The organism is Janthinobacterium algoris, from assembly GCF_051380935.1.
Taxonomy (GTDB): Bacteria; Pseudomonadota; Gammaproteobacteria; order Burkholderiales; family Burkholderiaceae_D; genus Janthinobacterium.
Genome location: NZ_JBNYXZ010000012.1, coordinates 125,544 through 143,167, shown reverse-complemented (window position 1 = coordinate 143,167; position 17,624 = coordinate 125,544). Strand labels below are relative to the sequence as shown.

At 60.5% G+C, this 17,624-nt stretch carries 23 protein-coding genes and 2 tRNA genes; 19 read left to right on the top strand and 6 right to left on the bottom strand.

Annotated elements, in window-relative coordinates:
* Window positions 1-24 precede the first annotated feature (24 nt).
* The 8 genes from ACQ4W7_RS18670 (at window position 25) to ACQ4W7_RS18635 (ending at window position 5,781) form a co-directional block, all read left to right on the top strand.
* Window positions 25-891, top strand: coding sequence for an urease accessory protein UreD (locus ACQ4W7_RS18670; RefSeq protein ID WP_436532385.1), 867 nt, complete (start codon window positions 25-27; stop codon window positions 889-891).
* Window positions 892-916: 25 nt separating this feature from the next.
* Window positions 917-1,219 carry an urease subunit gamma gene (locus ACQ4W7_RS18665; RefSeq protein WP_034751936.1) on the top strand — a complete coding sequence of 101 codons (303 nt, stop codon included), beginning with the start codon at window positions 917-919 and terminating at the stop codon, window positions 1,217-1,219.
* A 93-nt stretch (window positions 1,220-1,312) separates the two neighbouring features.
* Window positions 1,313-1,642 carry an urease subunit beta gene (locus ACQ4W7_RS18660; protein WP_436532383.1) on the top strand — a complete coding sequence of 110 codons (330 nt, stop codon included), beginning with the start codon at window positions 1,313-1,315 and terminating at the stop codon, window positions 1,640-1,642.
* A 1-nt stretch (window position 1,643) separates the two neighbouring features.
* Entirely contained in the window at window positions 1,644-3,344 is a 1,701-nt protein-coding gene (ureC, locus tag ACQ4W7_RS18655; RefSeq protein WP_426070301.1) for an urease subunit alpha, read from the top strand.
* A 13-nt stretch (window positions 3,345-3,357) separates the two neighbouring features.
* Entirely contained in the window at window positions 3,358-3,882 is a 525-nt protein-coding gene (ureE, locus tag ACQ4W7_RS18650; RefSeq protein WP_436532381.1) for an urease accessory protein UreE, read from the top strand.
* Window positions 3,882-4,562 carry an urease accessory protein UreF gene (locus tag ACQ4W7_RS18645; protein ID WP_436532481.1) on the top strand — a complete coding sequence of 227 codons (681 nt, stop codon included), beginning with the start codon at window positions 3,882-3,884 and terminating at the stop codon, window positions 4,560-4,562. The genes ureE and ACQ4W7_RS18645 overlap by 1 nt, the downstream gene beginning before the upstream one ends.
* A 23-nt stretch (window positions 4,563-4,585) precedes the next feature.
* Complete coding sequence (ureG, locus tag ACQ4W7_RS18640) at window positions 4,586-5,224, top strand: urease accessory protein UreG (protein WP_426070299.1); 639 nt, start codon at window positions 4,586-4,588, stop codon at window positions 5,222-5,224.
* A complete protein-coding gene (locus tag ACQ4W7_RS18635; RefSeq protein WP_436532379.1) occupies window positions 5,221-5,781 on the top strand; it encodes a HupE/UreJ family protein in 561 nt (186 codons plus the stop codon). The genes ureG and ACQ4W7_RS18635 overlap by 4 nt, the downstream gene beginning before the upstream one ends.
* Here the strand turns inward: ACQ4W7_RS18635 and ACQ4W7_RS18630 are convergent.
* On the bottom strand, window positions 5,778-6,389 hold the full coding sequence (locus tag ACQ4W7_RS18630) for a 1-acyl-sn-glycerol-3-phosphate acyltransferase (protein WP_436532377.1): 612 nt from the start codon (window positions 6,387-6,389) through the stop codon (window positions 5,778-5,780). The two genes, ACQ4W7_RS18635 and ACQ4W7_RS18630, sit on opposite strands and share 4 nt — an antisense overlap.
* A gap of 250 nt (window positions 6,390-6,639) precedes the next feature.
* On the opposite strand from ACQ4W7_RS18630, the gene ACQ4W7_RS18625 reads away from it, so the two are divergent.
* The gene (locus ACQ4W7_RS18625) at window positions 6,640-6,861 is read left to right on the top strand and encodes a hypothetical protein (protein WP_426070296.1); all 222 of its coding nucleotides are present in this window, start codon (window positions 6,640-6,642) and stop codon (window positions 6,859-6,861) included.
* Between the two features lie 88 nt (window positions 6,862-6,949).
* On the opposite strand, the gene ACQ4W7_RS18620 is transcribed toward ACQ4W7_RS18625, so the two are convergent.
* The 3 genes from ACQ4W7_RS18620 to ACQ4W7_RS18610 all read right to left on the bottom strand — a co-directional run bounded on the left by ACQ4W7_RS18620 (window position 6,950) and on the right by ACQ4W7_RS18610 (window position 8,885).
* Complete coding sequence (locus ACQ4W7_RS18620; protein ID WP_436532374.1) at window positions 6,950-8,014, bottom strand: alkene reductase; 1,065 nt, start codon at window positions 8,012-8,014, stop codon at window positions 6,950-6,952.
* A gap of 56 nt (window positions 8,015-8,070) precedes the next feature.
* Window positions 8,071-8,367: an ArsR/SmtB family transcription factor gene (locus ACQ4W7_RS18615; protein WP_101481826.1), complete on the bottom strand. Its 297-nt coding sequence runs from the start codon at window positions 8,365-8,367 to the stop codon at window positions 8,071-8,073.
* A gap of 158 nt (window positions 8,368-8,525) precedes the next feature.
* Complete coding sequence (locus tag ACQ4W7_RS18610; RefSeq protein WP_436532372.1) at window positions 8,526-8,885, bottom strand: DUF1304 domain-containing protein; 360 nt, start codon at window positions 8,883-8,885, stop codon at window positions 8,526-8,528.
* Window positions 8,886-9,095: 210 nt separating this feature from the next.
* Between ACQ4W7_RS18610 and sugE the strand changes: the two genes are divergently transcribed.
* Together sugE and ACQ4W7_RS18600 are read left to right on the top strand one after the other, a co-directional pair.
* Window positions 9,096-9,416, top strand: coding sequence for a quaternary ammonium compound efflux SMR transporter SugE (gene sugE / locus ACQ4W7_RS18605; RefSeq protein WP_436532479.1), 321 nt, complete (start codon window positions 9,096-9,098; stop codon window positions 9,414-9,416).
* Between the two features lie 110 nt (window positions 9,417-9,526).
* A complete protein-coding gene (locus tag ACQ4W7_RS18600) occupies window positions 9,527-9,856 on the top strand; it encodes an SMR family transporter (RefSeq protein ID WP_426070861.1) in 330 nt (109 codons plus the stop codon).
* On the opposite strand, the gene ACQ4W7_RS18595 is transcribed toward ACQ4W7_RS18600, so the two are convergent.
* On the bottom strand, window positions 9,857-10,819 hold the full coding sequence (locus tag ACQ4W7_RS18595; RefSeq protein WP_436532370.1) for a M14 family metallopeptidase: 963 nt from the start codon (window positions 10,817-10,819) through the stop codon (window positions 9,857-9,859). It abuts the gene before it with no gap.
* Window positions 10,820-10,958: 139 nt separating this feature from the next.
* Here ACQ4W7_RS18595 and ACQ4W7_RS18590 point away from each other — a divergent pair, with 139 nt between their 5' ends.
* A complete protein-coding gene (locus ACQ4W7_RS18590; RefSeq protein WP_436532368.1) occupies window positions 10,959-12,071 on the top strand; it encodes an acyltransferase family protein in 1,113 nt (370 codons plus the stop codon).
* A gap of 15 nt (window positions 12,072-12,086) precedes the next feature.
* On the opposite strand, the gene ACQ4W7_RS18585 is transcribed toward ACQ4W7_RS18590, so the two are convergent.
* Entirely contained in the window at window positions 12,087-12,551 is a 465-nt protein-coding gene (locus ACQ4W7_RS18585) for a hypothetical protein (protein WP_426070291.1), read from the bottom strand.
* A 148-nt stretch (window positions 12,552-12,699) separates the two neighbouring features.
* Between ACQ4W7_RS18585 and ACQ4W7_RS18580 the strand changes: the two genes are divergently transcribed.
* From ACQ4W7_RS18580 to pheS, 7 genes are all read left to right on the top strand, one after another.
* Window positions 12,700-12,776 (top strand) — tRNA-Val (locus ACQ4W7_RS18580).
* Between the two features lie 80 nt (window positions 12,777-12,856).
* Window positions 12,857-12,933 (top strand) — tRNA-Val (locus ACQ4W7_RS18575).
* A 211-nt stretch (window positions 12,934-13,144) separates the two neighbouring features.
* Entirely contained in the window at window positions 13,145-15,052 is a 1,908-nt protein-coding gene (gene thrS / locus ACQ4W7_RS18570; protein ID WP_436532366.1) for a threonine--tRNA ligase, read from the top strand.
* A 12-nt stretch (window positions 15,053-15,064) separates the two neighbouring features.
* Window positions 15,065-15,625 (top strand): translation initiation factor IF-3, encoded by a 561-nt coding sequence (infC, locus tag ACQ4W7_RS18565; protein WP_373629882.1) that lies wholly within the window; start codon window positions 15,065-15,067, stop codon window positions 15,623-15,625.
* A gap of 227 nt (window positions 15,626-15,852) precedes the next feature.
* Window positions 15,853-16,050 (top strand): 50S ribosomal protein L35, encoded by a 198-nt coding sequence (gene rpmI / locus ACQ4W7_RS18560; protein ID WP_010399216.1) that lies wholly within the window; start codon window positions 15,853-15,855, stop codon window positions 16,048-16,050.
* Between the two features lie 26 nt (window positions 16,051-16,076).
* Entirely contained in the window at window positions 16,077-16,436 is a 360-nt protein-coding gene (gene rplT / locus ACQ4W7_RS18555) for a 50S ribosomal protein L20 (RefSeq protein WP_010399214.1), read from the top strand.
* 145 nt (window positions 16,437-16,581) lie between these two features.
* Complete coding sequence (gene pheS, locus ACQ4W7_RS18550; RefSeq protein WP_426070289.1) at window positions 16,582-17,598, top strand: phenylalanine--tRNA ligase subunit alpha; 1,017 nt, start codon at window positions 16,582-16,584, stop codon at window positions 17,596-17,598.
* The last annotated feature ends 26 nt before the right edge of the window (window positions 17,599-17,624 follow it).

The following is a 17,624-nucleotide window of genomic DNA, read 5'->3' as shown; positions in this document are numbered from 1 at the left end:
CGCTTATTTACGCGATTGCTCCGCATGCCAGACAGCACCCGTCCAGCTATATCGAATGACGCCAGCGCGCACAGCGCCTGGCAGGCGCATTTGCGCCTGGGCTTTGCCTGGCACGATGGCGTCAGCCGCCTGGTCGAGCGCACGCATAGCGGCCCTTTGCGCGTGCAAAAGCCCCTATATCCCGAAGGCGATGCCGTCTGCCACGCCATCATCATCCATCCGCCCGGCGGCGTGGTGGGCGGCGACCAGCTGGCCGTCGACGCCACGGTGGGCGAGGGCGCGCATGCGTTTCTCACGTCGCCGGGCGCGGCCAAGTGGTACCGCGCGAATGGCCACGTCTCGGGCCAGCATATCTTGCTGCGCGCCGGCGCCGGCGCCGCCATCGAGTGGCTGCCACAGGAGAGCATTTTCTTCGACCAGGCTTGCGTGCGCCTGCGCCACGAGGTGGAACTGGCGGCGAACGCCAGCTACATCGGTTGCGACATCGTTTGCCTGGGCCGCAGCGCCTCTGGCGAAATTTTTAACACGGGCAGCATCAGCCAGCAGGTGCAAATCCGCCGCGGCGGCAAGCTGCTGTGGTGGGAGCAGGGCGTGCTGGCCGCCGACGGCGCGCTGATGGCCAGTCCACTGGGATTGGGAGGCCACACGGTATGCGCCACCCTGATCGCCGTCGGCACGTCTATTTCTCCCGCCGTGCTGGCGGCCGTGCGCGAGATCGCCGTGCCGGCCGGCGCCGTGTTTGGCGCCACGCAAATCAAGGCGCTGGTGGTGGTGCGCCTGCTGTGCGGCGACAGCGAGGCGGCGCGTCGAATCATGCTGGTCGCCTGGCAGTTGCTGCGCCCCGCCATGCTGGGACGCGACGCCGTCGTACCCCGCAGCTGGAACACTTGATCAGGAAAGAAGCGCAAGGAAAACCATGGACCTGACTCCCCGCGAAAAAGACAAGCTGCTCATTTTTACGGCCGCACTGCTGGCCGAACGGCGCCTGGCGCGTGGCTTGAAATTGAATTATCCGGAAGCGGTGGCTCTGATCAGCGCCGCCATCATGGAAGGCGCGCGCGATGGCAAGTCGGTGGCGCAGCTGATGTCGGACGGTACGAAAATACTCTCGCGCGCCGACGTCATGGATGGTATCGCCGAGATGATCCCCGATATCCAGGTGGAAGCGACCTTCCCCGATGGCAGCAAGCTGGTGACCGTGCACCATCCAATACCGTAGTTTCTTGACTGGCCAGGGCGCCACCCGCGCCATGGCTGTTTTTGCGCCGGCGACCCGCCGGCAAGCGTAACGCGATCTTTGAAGGAGCCCCTCATGACCCCAGGCGAATACAAATTGGAAGAAGGCCAAATCAGCCTCAATGCGGGCCGCGCCACGGCCACCGTGGTGGTGGCCAACCGGGGCGACCGGCCGATCCAGGTCGGCTCGCACTTTCACTTTTTTGAAGTCAATCCGGCGCTGGCTTTCGAGCGCTGGCGCGCCTACGGCATGCGTTTGAACATCACGGCCGGCACCGCCGTGCGTTTCGAACCGGGCCAGCAGCGCACGGTGGAACTGGTGGCGCTGGCGGGCGAACGCAAGGTTTACGGCTTCAATGGCGAAGTGATGGGCGCACTGCAAGACACTCCACCAGGAAAGGATTGAGATGGCCAGCATTCCCCGCAGCGCGTACGCCGAGATGTTCGGCCCCACCAAGGGCGACCGCATCCGCCTGGCCGACACGGAACTGTTCATCGAGATCGAGCATGACTATGCGATCTACGGCGAAGAAGTGAAATTCGGCGGCGGCAAGGTGATCCGCGATGGCATGGGCCAGTCGCAGCGCTGCGCGGCCGAGGTGATGGATACCGTCATCACGAATGCCGTCATTCTCGACCACTGGGGCATCGTGAAAGCCGATATCGGCCTAAAAAATGGTCTGATCTTCGGCATCGGCAAGGCGGGCAACCCGGACATCCAGCCCGGCGTGACGCTTCCCATCGGCGGCGCGACCGAGATCATCGCCGGTGAAGGCATGATCGTCACGGCCGGCGGCGTCGACACGCATATCCACTTCATCTGCCCGCAGCAGATCGAGGAAGCCCTGATGAGCGGCGTGACCACCATGCTGGGCGGGGGCACGGGACCTGCCGTGGGCACGGCCGCCACCACCTGCACGCCGGGGCCATGGCATTTGCATGCCATGCTGGCGGCCGCCGACGCCTTCCCGATGAACCTGGGCTTCATGGGCAAGGGTAATGTGAGTTTGCCGCTGCCGCTGGAAGAGCAGGTGCGCGCGGGCGCCATCGGCCTGAAACTGCATGAGGACTGGGGCAGCACGCCGGCCGCCATTGACAACTGCCTGTCGGTGGCCGACCGCATGGATATCCAGGTGGCGCTGCACAGCGATACCCTCAACGAAGGCGGCTTCCTTGAGCACACCCTGGCCGCCTTCAAGGACCGCACCATCCACACCTTCCATACGGAAGGGGCGGGCGGCGGCCATGCGCCCGACATCATCGCCGCCGTAGGGCAATCCAACGTGCTGCCGTCGTCGACCAACCCGACGCGGCCCTTCACCGTCAACACGCTCGACGAGCACCTGGACATGCTGATGGTGTGCCACCACCTGGACCCGGCCATTGCCGAAGACGTGGCCTTTGCCGAGTCGCGCATCCGCCGCGAAACCATCGCCGCGGAAGATATCCTGCACGATATCGGCGCCATCTCGATGATGTCGTCCGACTCGCAAGCCATGGGGCGTGTCGGCGAAGTGATCATGCGCACCTGGCAGACGGCGCACAAGATGAAGGTGCAGCGGGGACCGCTGGCGCCCGACACCGCGCGCAGCGACAACTTCCGCGCCAAACGCTACATCGCCAAGTACACGATCAACCCGGCCATCACGCATGGAATATCGCACGTGGTGGGCTCCATCGAGGCGGGCAAGATCGCCGACATCGTGCTGTGGAAGCCGGCCTTCTTCGGCGTCAAGCCGTCGATGATTTTAAAGGGCGGCATGATCGCCGCCGCGCAGATGGGCGACCCGAACGCGTCGATCCCCACGCCGCAGCCCGTGCATTACCGCATGATGTTCGGCGCCTTTGGCGGCGGCCTGAAAAAGTCGTTTACCTTTGTCTCGCAGGCGGCCTATGACCTCGATATCGGGCACCAGTTGAAACTGAATAAATCCGTCATCGCCGTGAAAAACATGCGCGGCTTGCGCAAGCACGACATGATCCATAACAGCGCCACGCCGCACATGGAAGTGGACCCGGAAACCTATGCCGTGCGCGCCGACGGCCAGCTGCTGGTGTGCGAGGCGGCCGCCGTGCTGCCCATGGCGCAGCGCTATTTTCTATTCTAGGCAGGAGACAATCATGCTCACTTTGCATACCAAACTGGCGGCGGACGATCATCGCGCCGCCGTTACCCAACTTGTGCTGCCCTACGACCAGCGCGAAAAATGCCGGCTGCGCGCCGTGCTGTCGAATGGCGACGAGGTGGCCGTGTTCACTGTGCGCGGCACGGTGCTGCGCGACGGCGAGCGCATGACGGGGCCGGATGGCCAGGTGGTGCAGATCGTCGCCGCACGCGAACCGACCTACCTGGTGCGCTGCCTAGATGCGCATACCCTGCTGCGCTGTGCTTTTCACCTGGGTAACCGGCACACGCAGGCGCAAGTGGGCGACGGCTTTTTGCGCATCCGCAAGGACGTGGTGTTGAAGGAGATGCTGGAAGGCTTGCAGGCGACTGTGACGGAAGAAAGTGCGCCGTTCGAGCCGGAGGCGGGCGCATATGGCGGCGGCCATGGCCACCACGACGGCCACGGCCGGCATTTGCTGGCGCCCGTGCCGTTGCGGCAGAAAATCCACCGCCCCGGTGATACACCGGGCACCGCATGATGCAGGCCTCGGCCCTGCTGCATTTGCTGCAGTTCGCCAGCCCGGCCCTGCCGATTGGCGCCTACAGCTATTCGCAGGGACTGGAAGCGGCACTGGAGTGCGGCCTGGTGAACGATGCGGTCACCGCGCGCGACTGGATCGCGCAGCATCTGACGCAGGTGGTGGCGCGCTGGGAAGCACCCCTGTGCTGGCGTTTGATGCAGGCGTTCGAGGCGCACGATCTGTGCGCCGTGCAGCGTTGGAGCGAGCGCTTCATCGCTTCGCGCGACACGGCGGAATTTCGCGCCGAGACCATCCAGATGGGATACTCCTTGACCAAGCTGCTGGCCGAGCTGGGCGTGGCCGACGGCGTGCTGATCGACATGTTGCAGGGCCAGCCGGAAGTGGCCCTGCCCACGGCCTATGCCTGCGCCGTGGTGGCGCTGGCCATTCCGCGCGAGGAAGCGTTGCTTGCCATGCTGTTTGCGTGGGCGGAAAACCAGGTGCTCGTCTGTGTGAAATCCGTGCCGCTGGGGCAGGTGGCGGGCCAGCGCCTGCTGCTGTCGCTGCGGCCGGAGCTGGAAGCGGCGGCGCTGACGGCGCAAACCTTGCAGGACGACGAGCTGGGCAACTGGGCGCCCGGCCTGTCGCTGCTGTCGATGCGGCACGAAGTGCAGTACAGCCGCCTGTACCGATCCTGAACACGACAACGAGAGACTACAACATGACATCGATCAACTCCAATCCCCTGCGCGTGGGCATCGGCGGGCCTGTCGGCTCGGGCAAGACGGCTTTGTGCGAAATGCTGTGCAAGGGCATGCGCGAACGCTACGACATGGCCGTCATCACGAATGACATTTACACCAAGGAAGACATGGAAATCCTGCTGCGCGCCGGTGCCTTGCCGGCCGAGCGTTTGATGGGCGTGGAGACGGGCGGCTGCCCGCACACGGCCATCCGCGAAGATGCCTCCATCAACCTGGAAGCCATCGCGCGCATGCAGGCAGACTTTCCCAACCTGGACTTAATCCTGGTCGAATCGGGCGGTGATAATCTGGCCGCCACCTTCAGTCCGGAATTGTCGGACCTGACCATTTACGTGATCGACGTGGCCGGCGGCGAAAAAATCCCGCGCAAGGGCGGGCCCGGCATCACACGCTCCGATTTGCTCATTATCAACAAGACGGACCTGGCTCCATATGTAGGCGCCAACTTGGACGTGATGGCGCAGGACGCCAAACGCATGCGCGGTGAGCGCCCCTTCGTGTTTACCAACCTGCGCAGCGGCGACGGCGTGCAGGTCGTCATCGATTTTATCCGCGAGCAAGGTTTGCTCGACCAACCAGGCAAGGAGCTGCAATGAGCACAAGACTGATGAAGAAAACAGCCGCCGTGGCTGCGCTGTGCCTGCTGGCGCTGCCCGCCATGGCCCACCCCGGTCATGGCGAGAGTGCCGGCTTCCTGGCCGGTTTCGCCCATCCGTTCACGGGCATCGACCATTTGTTGGCCATGCTGGGCGTGGGTCTCTGGGGCGGCCAGCAGCGCCGTGGCTGGGGCCAGCCGGCCACTTTCCTTGGCATGATGCTGCTCGGTGCGCTGGCCGGCATGGCGGGCTTGCGCATTCCCGGTCTGGAAACGGGCATCGCCGCCACGGTGGCGCTGGTGGGACTGGTTATCGCGTTGGCGCTGGCCTTGCCGAACTGGCTGGGCGTGGGTCTCGTGGGCATGTTTGCGCTGGCGCATGGCAATGCGCATGGCCAGGAATTGCCGGCTGCAGCGGCCGCGTGCGGCTTCCTGCTGGCTTCGGCCATGCTGCTGTGTGCGGGACGTTTCGCCGGCCAGGTGATGGCCGAGCGCGTTCTGCGCGTGGCCGGCGTGGCCTTGACGGCCGCCGGCGTGGTGCTGATGGGAATGAATTAAGCGCCGGGGCGCTTCTCGGATAGCACGATGGGCGCCGCCTTTTCCGGATGCAAGCCCTGGTGGCCCGCATACACGGCGGCGATGGCGGCCATGTCGGCTTCCCTGTCGCCCGTCAAATAGATATGGTCGACGATGCCCAGCACCTTGTTCGGGTAGTCGATATACACCAGCAACAGCGGCACCTTGGCGGCCAGGGCCAGGTGATAAAAGCCGCTTTTCCAGTTCGGACGGTAGCTGCGCGTCGCTTCCGGCGTGATGGCCAGCCAGTACCAGTCGGCGGCCAGCATGCGCTCGGCCTGGCGGCCGATGGTGCCGCTGGTGGTGCTGCGGTCGACGGGTTCGCCACCCAGGTAGCGCAGCACCTTGCCCATGGGGCCGCGGAACAGGGTATCCTTGGCCAGCCAGCGGAACGGCAGCGACAGCGCCCATTTGCCGAACAGGCCCACCATGAAATCCCAGTTCGACGTGTGCGGGTAGACGACGACGATGCCGCGCGGCCCAGGCAGGGGACGGAAGCGCATGCGCCAGCCAAACAGCTGCAGCACGCGCAGCGCGCAGCGCTGGTGCCAGGTCGGCAAGTCGCCCGCTTGTACAAATAAATCGTCCATTGATACCCTTCAGTGACACTGTTCTTAATGGGATGGCGCTGCTGGCCATTTTCCTTGAAGCAAAAATTCTGCGCAGGCATTTTATACGGGGCTGGCGGTGGCGACAAGCAGCCGAGGCTGCTATTCATGCGGCACCGGGGCTGTTGTTGCTGCTATTTTAACGATGCTTTGTCACTGTGGCGGGCACTAAATGCGCACAATGTGGTCAAAACTCGGTGCAGCGTTGATCCAGCCGACAGGGAGCCATGGCATGAAAAACAGTATCGATGATGTACCTGGGGAGCATGACCGGACGGACAAAGTGATGGCCGAGCTCGTCGAGCGTGGCGTGGCGTTTCATCACACCCTGGGCCGGACGGTGGCGACAGCCTACTTGCGTGAGCACGCGGTGCCGGCCGAGGTGATACGTCGTGTGTTCAGCAGCGTGCACGCGCGCCGTCCGGCCCGGCCGGCACGGCGCCGATGGCGCTGAAGGTGGGGGAACTGCGGCGAAAGTAAGGCGGCGGCAGCTCAGTGCCGCTGAGGGTTCTGCGCTGAGAATGCTGCGCTGAGAATGCTGTTTAAGCCTGTGCCGCCAGTGCAGGGTAATCCGTGTAGCCGGCAGCGTCGGGTGCGTACAGGGTGTCCGCATTCAGCGGATTCAATGGCGCGTCGCTGTGCAGGCGGATAGGCAGGTCGGGATTGGCGATGAACCACAGGCCGAAGGCCACGGCATCGGCTTCGCCCGTGGCCAGCAAGGCTTCGGCCGCCGCTTTGTCCATTTTCTCGTTGGCAATGTAGACGCCGCCAAATTCCTGTTTCAGGTACGGGCCCAGGCGGTCTTCACCGAGCGCTTCGCGCGCGCAGATGAAGGCGATGCCGCGCTTGCCCAGCTCGCGTGCTACATAGCCGAAGGTGGCGCGCGGGTTGGAATCGCCCATGTCGTGCGCATCGCGGCGCGGTGCCAAATGCATGCCCACCTTGTCGGCGCCCCATACCACGATGCACGCATCCGTCACTTCCAGCATCAGGCGGGCGCGGTTTTCAATCGAGCCGCCGTAGTTGTCGGTGCGCAAGTTAGTGCTGTCTTGCAGGAACTGGTCGAGCAAATAACCATTCGCGCCGTGGATTTCCACGCCGTCGAAACCGGCCTTTTTCGCATTCTCGGCGCCCAGGCGGTAGGCCGCCACGATGCCGGAAATCTCTTCCGTATCGAGCGCGCGCGGCGTGACGAATTCCTGTTTCGGGCGCAGCAGGCTGACATGGCCGGCCGGCTTGACGGCGCTGGGTGCCACGGGCAGGTCGCCATCGAGGAAGACGGGCGCGGAAATGCGGCCCACATGCCACAATTGCAGCACGATCAGGCCGCCAGCGTCATGCACGGCCTTGGTGATGTGTTTCCAGCCTTCCACCTGCTCCTCGGACCAGATGCCCGGCGTGTCGGCATAGCCCACGCCCTGCGGCGTGACGGCCGTCGCTTCCGAGATGATCATGCCGGCCGAAGCGCGCTGCGTGTAGTACTCGGCCATCAGGGCGTTGGGCACGCGGCCCGGATTGCCGGCGCGCGAACGCGTCAACGGCGCCATGATGATGCGGTTTTTCAGTTGCAGACTGCCAATGGTGATGGGGTCGAATAAGGTTGCCATGGTTGCTATCTTTCCTGTCGAGAATGCCGCGAACGGCGATAAGGATGGGGCTACGGTTACAAACCTTGTTGCATATGTTCCAGAAAAGCCTGAATGGTGGCTTCATTGCGCTTGAAGAAACTCCACTGCCCGACTTTTCTGGCGGAAATCAGGCCGGCCTTTTGCAAGGTGGCCAGGTGGGCCGAGACCGTCGATTGCGACAGGCCCAGGCTGCGGTCGATCAGCCCGGCACAGACGCCGAAGTCGAGCGGATGGTCTTGCTGGGCGAAATGCTGCTCCGGCTCCTTCAGCCATTGCAGGATCTGTCGCCGCACGGGGTTGGCCAGCGCCTTGTGGATGGCGTCGATGTCCATGGTGTTTCTCCAGGTCTATGTTCGTCTGTAGACGATATATGGTTCGTCTTTTGTGAATTTCAATATCGCTATACTACGATATAAATAAAAAACTGCTGACAGCGTGGATTTTCAGGGGGGGGCAGGCGTTGGGCGGTCGCATGGCCGCCCGGCAGGAATCAATCGAAGTGGAACAGCAGCAAAACGATGACGGCAGGCGCCGTTTGCAGATAGAGGATGCGTGTCATGACGGTCACTGCGCCCCATACGCCGGCCACGGCGATGCACGCCAGGCCGAAGACGGTAAACGCATGGGCGATGACCGCGTCCGGGTGAAAAAAGCCCAGCGCCAGCGCTGCTACGAGAAAGCCGTTATAGCAACCCTGATTCGACATGGCGGGACGCACGATCTCCGCTTTTTCCTTGGACAGGCCAAACACCTTGCGTCCGCGGGTATCGAACAGCACGGTTTCCAGCAACACGATGTAGATGTGCAGCAGCAGGATGAGGGCAGTAAGAACCTGGGCCAGAGTGTGCATCGTCGCTCCTGAATGGTTGAGATGCAATTATTATGCTGCCACCAGCAGGTTTTTTGGCAACATTTGACTGGAGCGGTCGCACTGGGGAAAGTGTGCTTGCAGCAAGTGTTTTTACCCAGTGGTATACTTTTTCTTTTGCTCCTGTGGGGACGACCCCGCTCGATGACGGGGCTGCATGGCGGGGACGACCCTGCCGCCTCGGGAGTAGTGATGGCGTGGATCATCCTGGTATTGGCAGGTTTACTGGAAATTGGCTGGGCCATCGGCCTCAAATATAGCGTCGGCTTTACCCGCCTCGTGCCATCCGTACTGACGGCCATTTCCATGCTGGGCAGCGTGGTGATGCTGGGCCTGGCGCTGCGCACCTTGCCGCTGGGCACGGCGTATGCCATCTGGACGGGCATTGGCACCGTGGGCACGGCCATTTTCGGCATCATGGTGCTGGGTGAACCGGCCAGCGCCGCGCGCATTGCCTGCATCGCCTTGATCGTATCGGGCATCCTGGGCTTGAAGCTGCTCAGCCCTCAATAATTTCCCTGACGCGCCCTACGCCGTCGTGCCGCCCTGATGTAACAGGCGGCGGGCAGGCAGGGCGATGTTGTTTTGATTTACCTTGAAAGGACTGTCGCATGAGCCTCGCCATGACGTATTTCTACCTGGCCATCGCCATCATCGCCGAAGTCATCGCTACCAGCGCCTTGAAGGCGTCCGACGGTTTCAGCCGCTTGCTGCCCAGTGTCATCACCGTGGTGGGCTACAGCATCGCCTTCTGGTGCTTGTCCCTGACCTTGAAGGTCATTCCTACCGGCATCGTCTACGCGATCTGGTCGGGCGTGGGCATCGTGCTCATTTCCGCCGTGGGCTGGTTCTGGTTCAAGCAGAGCCTGGATACGCCGGCCTTGATCGGCCTGGGGCTGATCATTGCCGGCGTGCTGGTGATCAATTTGTTTTCGAAGTCGGTCGGACACTAATCAAAAGCTGCTGGCCACCCGCGCCAGGTAATACCACTCCGCATTGGCTGCCGCGTTGACGTCCGGGAAGAGGATGTAGGCGTCGAATTCGGCCGTCACGGGCGTGCCGTCGGCGCGCACGCCGATCTGCTCGCCTTGTTTCACCTTGTCAAAGCTGGACCAAGTCTTGATGAAGCGGTCGTCCGCGTGCAGTTTGTCGTGCACGACGACCATGTTCAGCGCTTCCATGTCGACGTCGGCGATTGGCTGCGGTTGCGGCGCGTCGATGAAGCCGAGGAAGGCGAGCGTGTTCATAATGGCGCGGTAGGCGACATCCGGCGCGGCCGGGTCCGCGTGCTGGCCGCATTCCAGGGTCAAGGCGTAGCCGCCCGTCGAGCGCATGTATTCGGTGGTGCCCACGCCATAGCGCAAGACCAGGCCCACCTGGTCGCTATTGCCCATGCGGCGCTGTACGCCCTGGCCGTAAGCGTGCAGCCAGCCATCGACGAAGCGGCGCACGCCCAGGCGGCGCGCCAGCGCGCGTTCCTTGTCTGCATGTTGAAACGGTTGCAGCGGACCATCGTTGTTGCGCGGCCCCACCATGACGAAGGGCTGGCTGTCGGCATTAAACGAGTGCAAGTCCAGCAGCACGTCGTGCTGGCCCAGCAACGGGCACAGCCAGTTGGCGATGCGGTCTTCGAAATCCTGCGGATTGTCGTTCGGAAACAGATTGCGGTTCAGGTTGCGGTCGCCGCTACGTACGCCCTTGGCGTAAGCCAGTGGATTGGTGATGGGCACGAAAGTGACGCTGCCAGCCAGGATGGAGAGGGCGCCGCTGTCGAGTTCAGCCATCACGCGGTGAATGCCCTTGGTGCCGCAGGTTTCATTGCCGTGCACGGCGCCCGTGACGATCATGCGCGGGCCGCTGCCCTGGCCCGTGTAGTTGATGGACTTGAAGTGGAGTGCGCTGCTCATGCTGGACATATCCTATGCTGTTGCGGGAAGGGAAAGCGAGGTCGGCATATTTTAGCGGGATTCGCCGTGGCCGCCTGTAAAAAGTTGGCCATGGCAGTGTGCGGCATGGCATGATCGGCGCCACCGTTGTTTTCCATTGCTGATATCCATGTCGTCTTCTTCGTCTTCCTCGCGCCTGGCTGGTCTCGATACCTTGCGCGCGCTGGCCATCGTGCTGGTGTTCATGAACCATTATTTGCTGTTCGTCAGCGAGGGCGGGGCGTTTGGTTTCTGGGGGGAAATCGGCTGGACGGGCGTGGACCTGTTCTTTGCCCTCAGTGGCTATCTGATTGGCAACCAGATCTTTGCCTCCTTGCGCAGCGAACACGGGTTTTCCTTGCCCCGCTTCTATGCGCGGCGTTTCCTGCGCACCTTGCCCAACTTCTATGTCGTGCTGGCGCTGTATTATTTGTGGCCCACGTTTCGCGGCGATAGCGCGTTGCTGCCTCTGTGGAAATTCCTGACGTTTACGCAGAACATCAATTTGACACCGGGCACGGCGTTTTCCCATGCGTGGTCGCTATGCGTGGAAGAGCAGTTCTATGTGCTGCTGCCGGCCGTGGCCTTGCTTGTCGCCGCTTGTCGCAAGTCGCTGCTGTGGGCGTGGGTGGCCGTGGCCGCCAGCTTTATCGTCGGCATGCTGCTGCGCGCGTATCTATGGGACGAATATGTGCAAGTGCCGCGCGGCGGCCTCGGCTATTACAAGTATATTTATTACGCTTCCTGGTGCCGTTTCGACGAGTTGGTGGCGGGCGTGGCGCTGGCGCTGCTGAAAAACTACCATCCCATCGCCTGGACGCGCCTCACTTCATACGGTAACCGCATCTTGCTGGCGGGAATCGCTGGCACGGCGCTGATGTTTTACGTGTTTCTCACCGATCACTATGGCTATAGCGTGACGGTGTTTGGCTATCCAGCCCTGGCCGTCAGTTTCAGCTTGCTGCTGGTCGCCGCGCTGAGTCCCGCCAGCATCCTGTACAAAGTGCGCGTGCCGGGCGCGGCCAGCCTGGCTCTGTGGTCGTATGCGATTTACCTGCTGCACAAGCAGCTGTGCATTTTGCTGCACCCGATTTTGCAGGATCTCGGTTACGGGCCGGACAGCTTGCCGGCCATGCTGGTGATGATCGCGTTCAGCATTGCCACGGGCTGGATCTTATATAAGGTGGTGGAAACGCCGTTCATGCGCTTGCGGGCGCGCTATGTGCCCGCCAATCACGCCTGATTTACATCTCGTTCACTACATATCGATGACGTCCAGCCCCCGTGGCGTGCCCACCAGCAATTCCAGGATGGCATGCACGCGCAGATTCGTGTCTTCATGTTCCGTGTTGAAGATCAATGTGCGCAGGCCGGGTACGGCTTCCGTGATGTGGGGGCTGGCGTAGGCATTGATCAATAACAAGACCAGGTCCGTGGCGCCCGCGCCGGGCTGGCGCCGCAGCCGGTCGTGGATCACGTTCAGCAGCGCGCGCTGCATGCGCGGCGTGGGATTGCTGATATAGGCAAAGACGCTTGGCGTGTTGGCGATGGCCGCGCACAGGCGCCGCTCCATCTCGTCGGGCTTCACGTCGGAAGCGATATCGAAGTAAGCCGCATTCCAGCGCGTGCGCGCATACGGGTGGCCGGGCGGGAAGGAATCGGCCGTTTCGAAACCGCAGACGCGGCTCAGGGTTTTCAGCCAGCTGAATAGGGTGGAGTTCATGCCGCGATTTTAGCGGCATTCCGCGCGTGCCGGGCCGACTCTGTATAAAGGGGGCTGACGCCCGGGAAGCGGATGAAAAACAGATTAAAGTTTCCTGTAAAACAGCCCTTGTCATTCTGGGAAAGCCTCTCTATAATGCTGGTCTTCGGGGCGGTTAGTTCAGCTGGTTAGAATACTTGGTCGACATCCAAGGGGTCGGGGATTCGAATTCCTCACCGCCCACCAGAATTTGGAAGTAGATGGTTTTTAAGCTGGCGCAAGCCGCAAGCGGTCATGTGAAATAAAATGATCAACAAAAGTTTTACGGGCGGTTAGTTCAGCTGGTTAGAATACTTGGTCGACATCCAAGGGGTCGGGGATTCGAATTCCTCACCGCCCACCAGAATGCAGTGAGAGAGAAAGGTAAAACCGGTTATGACACCGCGAACTACTACCAAGCTTTGGGAGTGACGCTAGTCGAACGGGTTTCCTTTGTCTCAAGAAAGTGAAAAACGCGGCTAGTCCGCGTTTTTTTGCGTCTGCGTTTTCCTTTCAGTTATTTTGCCCATCACACCGCAGTTTTACCTGGCGCCAGCGCCGATATGGAGATCAATATGCTTACAATCCGACTTCCCGATGGTTCCGCCCGTCAATTTGACGGCCCGGTCACCGTGGCCCAGGTTGCGGCCAATATTGGTACCGGTCTGGCCAAGGCTGCCCTGGCCGGCAAGGTCGATGGCAAGCTGGTCGACACCTCCTATCTGATCGAGCAAGACGCCGAACTGGCGATTGTCACGGACAAGGATGCCGATGGCCTGGAAGTGATCCGCCACTCGACGGCCCACTTGCTGGCGTATGCCGTCAAGGAGCTATTCCCGGACGCACAAGTGACCATCGGTCCCGTGATCGACAACGGCTTTTACTATGACTTCGCCTACAAGCGTCCGTTCACGCCCGAAGATTTGACGGCGATCGAAAAGAAAATGGCGGAACTGGCCAAGAAGGATGAGCAAGTCACGCGCAAGGTTGTCGCGCGCGACGAAGCCATAGCCTACTTCAAGAGCATCGGCGAAGCCTACAAGGCAGAGCTGATCGGCTCGATTCCGGCCGACCACGAAGTATCGTTGTATTCCGAAGGCAAGTTCACGGACTTGTGCCGCGGCCCCCACGTGCCATCGACGGGCAAGCTGAAAGTATTCAAGCTGATGAAACTGGCCGGCGCCTACTGGCGCGGCGACTCGAAGAACGAGATGCTGCAGCGTATCTATGGCACGGCCTGGGCCAAGAAGGAAGACCAGGAACTGTACCTGCATAACCTGGAAGAGGCGGAAAAGCGCGATCACCGCAAGTTGGGCAAGCAGCTCGATTTCTTCCATTTCCAGGAAGAGGCGCCGGGCCTGATCTTTTGGCATCCGAAAGGCTGGTCGATCTGGCAGCAAGTCGAGCAATACATGCGCAATGTGTACCAAGTTAACGGCTACCAGGAAGTCAAGGCGCCGCAAATTCTCGATCGTGGCCTGTGGGAAAAAACCGGTCACTGGGACAATTACCGTGAAAACATGTTCATCACGGAATCGGAAAACCGCGCCTATGCGCTGAAGCCGATGAATTGCCCTGGTCATATCCAGATTTTCAACAACGGTATGCGCAGCTACCGCGACTTGCCATTGCGCTACGGCGAATTCGGCCAATGTCACCGTAACGAACCATCGGGCGCCTTGCACGGCATGATGCGCGTGCGCGGCTTTACGCAGGATGATGGTCACATCTTTTGCCTGGAAGAGCAGATCGCCGGCGAAGTGACGGCTTTCCATCAGCAGGCCATGGATGTGTACACGGCTTTCGGTTTTACGAATATCGATGTGAAACTGGCCTTGCGCCCGGATAACCGCATCGGCACGGAAGAGTCGTGGGATTTCGCCGAAGAATCCTTGCGTTCGGCCCTGCGCGCCTGTGGCGTGGAATGGACAGAATTGCCGGGCGAGGGTGCGTTCTACGGTCCGAAGATTGAATACCACCTGAAAGACAGCCTGGGCCGCGCATGGCAAGTGGGCACCGTGCAAATCGACCCGTCGATGCCGGGCCGCCTGGGTGCCGAATACGTGGCGGTAGACAATACGCGCCAGGTGCCGATCATGCTGCACCGCGCGATCGTGGGTTCGCTGGAACGTTTCATCGGCATCCTGATCGAACACTATGCGGGCGCGATGCCGCTGTGGTTGGCGCCAGTGCAAGTGTCGGTGTTGAATATTTCCGACGCTCAAGCCGATTATGTACAGGAAGTTACAACAAAACTGCGCAAAGCGGGGCTGCGCGTACAGGCTGATTTGCGTAACGAGAAGATTACCTATAAAATACGTGAACATTCCGTACAAAAATTGCCTTACATCTTAGTAATTGGCGACAAAGAGCGGGATGCGAATACAGTGGCCGTGCGGGCGCGGGGCAATATCGATCTGGGCGTCATGTCCGTCGATGCCCTGATTGAGCGACTCAAACATGAAGTCGACACCAAGGCCTGACGAGGAAACTCGCTGCACGACCGTCTTACAAGATTTTTAAAGGAAATTACAATAGCTACTGACAAGTCACATCGCATCAATGGCGAAATCACTGCCCCTGAAATGCGTTTAAGCGGGGTCGATAACGAGCCACTCGGTATCGTAAGTTTGGCTGAAGCCTTCCGCCTGGCGGAAGAGGCAAACGTCGACCTGGTGGAAATTGCGCCTACCGCGCAGCCACCGGTGTGCCGTTTGATGGACTACGGCAAATTTAAGTACTCGGAGCAAAAGAAAGCTCACGAAGCCAAATTGAAGCAAAAGATCATCCTCGTGAAGGAAGTCAAATTCCGTCCGGGGACTGATGATGGTGACTACAATATCAAGTTGCGTAACCTCATCAAGTTCCTCGATGAAGGTGATAAAACCAAAATCACGCTGCGTTTCCGCGGTCGTGAGATGGCGCATCAGGATATTGGCTTCCGTATGCTGGAACGTCTGAAAGCCGATCTGGAACCGTACGGTCAGGTCGAGCAGTTCCCGAAGATGGAAGGCCGCCAAATGATCATGGTTCTTTCGCCTAAGAAGAAGAAGTAAGCTACAATAGCGTTTTACTGTGAGTCGACGTGGTTTGTGCCAGCATTGGTGCGACACACGATTCCAGGCAGAATTTGCGCGGCCCGCTCAGCAATGTCCGGGCCGCGCGAACTGTAGCGGACTCGCATCCGCTGCACAGCATGTGAAAGCAGGCATCTAAGCGCAGCGTCGTGTTGCCACCTGCAATCCTGTTATAAATGGAGCTGTCCGTAAGAGGACAGATTGCTATGCCTAAAATGAAGACCAAAAGCTCTGCGAAAAAACGTTTTCGCGTGCGTCCGGGCGGTACTGTTAAATGTGGCCATGCGTTCAAACGCCACATCTTGACCAAGAAAACCACCAAGCTGAAACGCGCTCTGCGCGGTACCACCAATGTCGCTGCGTCTGACGTGAAATCCGTCTACCGCATGATGCCGACTGCTTAATCTCACACTCAATATAAGGAGTTACTATGCCTAGAGTAAAACGTGGGGTTACAGCTCGTGCCCGTCATAAAAAGATTCTTGTTCAAGCTAAAGGCTACCGTGGTCGCCGCAGCCGTGTATACCGTGTTGCCAAGCAAGCAGTTATGCGCGCTGGCCAATACGCTTACCGCGATCGCCGCAACAAGAAACGCGTTTTCCGCCGCCTGTGGATCGCCCGTATCAACGCCGCTTCCCGTGAGCATGGCGTAACGTACAGCGTATTCATGAACGGCTTGAAAAAAGCAAATATCGAACTGGACCGTAAAGTCCTGGCCGATATGGCTGTGATGGACAAGCCAGCATTCGCTGCGATTGTCAACGCAGTTAAAGCAAAAATCGCTGCGTAAGCATCGGTCATTGCACAACGTCATCCGTAGGGTGACGTCATAAAGAGCGGGGCAGGGGTGTGAACCTTATGCCCCGTTTCCGTTTTTGATTGTTGGACTTTTGATAATCGAGTCCAGAATTGATGTCCAAAACAGGAAATGCCGCATGAACTCCCTAGAAGAACTCGTCGTCTCGGCCCAGGCTGACTTTATCGCCGCCGCAGACGCTGCCGCACTTGAAAACGCCAAAGCCCGCTACCTGGGCAAGACTGGCCAGATTACTGAAATGATGAAGGGCCTGGGCAAACTGGATCCGGACGCGCGCAAGGCGCAAGGCGCCCTGATCAACGCCGTCAAAGTGCAGATCGAGGATGCGCTGACGGCGCGCCGTGATGCGCTGGCCGATGCCCAGATGCAAGGCCGCCTGAACGCCGAAGCGATCGACGTGACCTTGCCAGGCCGTGGCCGCATGCCTGGCGGCATCCATCCCGTGATGCGCACGTGGGAGCGGGTCGAGGAAATCTTCCGCTCGATCGGTTTCGACGTGGCCGACGGCCCCGAAATCGAGAATGACTGGACCAACTTCACGGCGCTCAATAGCCCGGAAAACCATCCAGCGCGTTCCATGCAAGACACTTTCTACATCGATGGCAACGACACCGATGGCAAGTCATTGCTGCTGCGCACGCATACGAGCCCCATGCAGGTGCGCTATGCGCGCACGCATACGCCGCCGATCAAGGTCATCGCGCCGGGCCGCACCTACCGCGTCGACAGCGACGCCACCCATTCGCCGATGTTCCACCAGGTCGAAGGCCTGTGGATCGCCGAAGACATCAGCTTTGCCGACCTGAAGGGCGTGTACCTGAACTTCGTCAAGGCTTTCTTTGAGACGGACGACTTGCAAGTGCGCTTCCGCCCATCGTACTTCCCGTTCACGGAACCGTCGGCCGAGATCGACATCGCTTTCGGTTCCGGTCCATTGAAAGGCCGCTGGCTGGAAGTGTCGGGCGCCGGCCAGGTGCATCCGACCGTGGTGAAGAACTTCGGCCTCGATCCCGAGAAATTCATCGGTTTTGCTTTCGGCTCCGGCCTGGAACGCTTGACGATGCTGCGCTATGGCATCAACGACCTGCGTCTGTTTTATGAGGGCGATTTGCGCTTCCTCAAGCAGTTTAACTAAGGCGTTTCATTATTCCATGTCACTCG

Coding starts and splice junctions, on each gene's coding strand:
- ACQ4W7_RS18665 (WP_034751936.1), top strand. CDS start 917: ATGGACCTGACTCCCCGCGAAAAAGACAAGCTGCTCATTTTTACGGCC.
- ureG (WP_426070299.1), top strand. CDS start 4,586: ATGACATCGATCAACTCCAATCCCCTGCGCGTGGGCATCGGCGGGCCT.
- ACQ4W7_RS18585 (WP_426070291.1), bottom strand. CDS start 12,551: ATGAACTCCACCCTATTCAGCTGGCTGAAAACCCTGAGCCGCGTCTGC.
- ureC (WP_426070301.1), top strand. CDS start 1,644: ATGGCCAGCATTCCCCGCAGCGCGTACGCCGAGATGTTCGGCCCCACC.
- ACQ4W7_RS18600 (WP_426070861.1), top strand. CDS start 9,527: ATGACGTATTTCTACCTGGCCATCGCCATCATCGCCGAAGTCATCGCT.
- ACQ4W7_RS18615 (WP_101481826.1), bottom strand. CDS start 8,367: ATGGACATCGACGCCATCCACAAGGCGCTGGCCAACCCCGTGCGGCGA.
- rpmI (WP_010399216.1), top strand. CDS start 15,853: ATGCCTAAAATGAAGACCAAAAGCTCTGCGAAAAAACGTTTTCGCGTG.
- ACQ4W7_RS18625 (WP_426070296.1), top strand. CDS start 6,640: ATGAAAAACAGTATCGATGATGTACCTGGGGAGCATGACCGGACGGAC.
- pheS (WP_426070289.1), top strand. CDS start 16,582: ATGAACTCCCTAGAAGAACTCGTCGTCTCGGCCCAGGCTGACTTTATC.
- ACQ4W7_RS18660 (WP_436532383.1), top strand. CDS start 1,313: ATGACCCCAGGCGAATACAAATTGGAAGAAGGCCAAATCAGCCTCAAT.
- ureE (WP_436532381.1), top strand. CDS start 3,358: ATGCTCACTTTGCATACCAAACTGGCGGCGGACGATCATCGCGCCGCC.
- ACQ4W7_RS18620 (WP_436532374.1), bottom strand. CDS start 8,014: ATGGCAACCTTATTCGACCCCATCACCATTGGCAGTCTGCAACTGAAA.
- ACQ4W7_RS18630 (WP_436532377.1), bottom strand. CDS start 6,389: ATGGACGATTTATTTGTACAAGCGGGCGACTTGCCGACCTGGCACCAG.
- ACQ4W7_RS18635 (WP_436532379.1), top strand. CDS start 5,221: ATGAGCACAAGACTGATGAAGAAAACAGCCGCCGTGGCTGCGCTGTGC.
- ACQ4W7_RS18610 (WP_436532372.1), bottom strand. CDS start 8,885: ATGCACACTCTGGCCCAGGTTCTTACTGCCCTCATCCTGCTGCTGCAC.
- ACQ4W7_RS18590 (WP_436532368.1), top strand. CDS start 10,959: ATGTCGTCTTCTTCGTCTTCCTCGCGCCTGGCTGGTCTCGATACCTTG.
- sugE (WP_436532479.1), top strand. CDS start 9,096: ATGGCGTGGATCATCCTGGTATTGGCAGGTTTACTGGAAATTGGCTGG.
- ACQ4W7_RS18645 (WP_436532481.1), top strand. CDS start 3,882: ATGCAGGCCTCGGCCCTGCTGCATTTGCTGCAGTTCGCCAGCCCGGCC.
- ACQ4W7_RS18595 (WP_436532370.1), bottom strand. CDS start 10,819: ATGTCCAGCATGAGCAGCGCACTCCACTTCAAGTCCATCAACTACACG.
- thrS (WP_436532366.1), top strand. CDS start 13,145: ATGCTTACAATCCGACTTCCCGATGGTTCCGCCCGTCAATTTGACGGC.
- ACQ4W7_RS18670 (WP_436532385.1), top strand. CDS start 25: ATGCCAGACAGCACCCGTCCAGCTATATCGAATGACGCCAGCGCGCAC.
- rplT (WP_010399214.1), top strand. CDS start 16,077: ATGCCTAGAGTAAAACGTGGGGTTACAGCTCGTGCCCGTCATAAAAAG.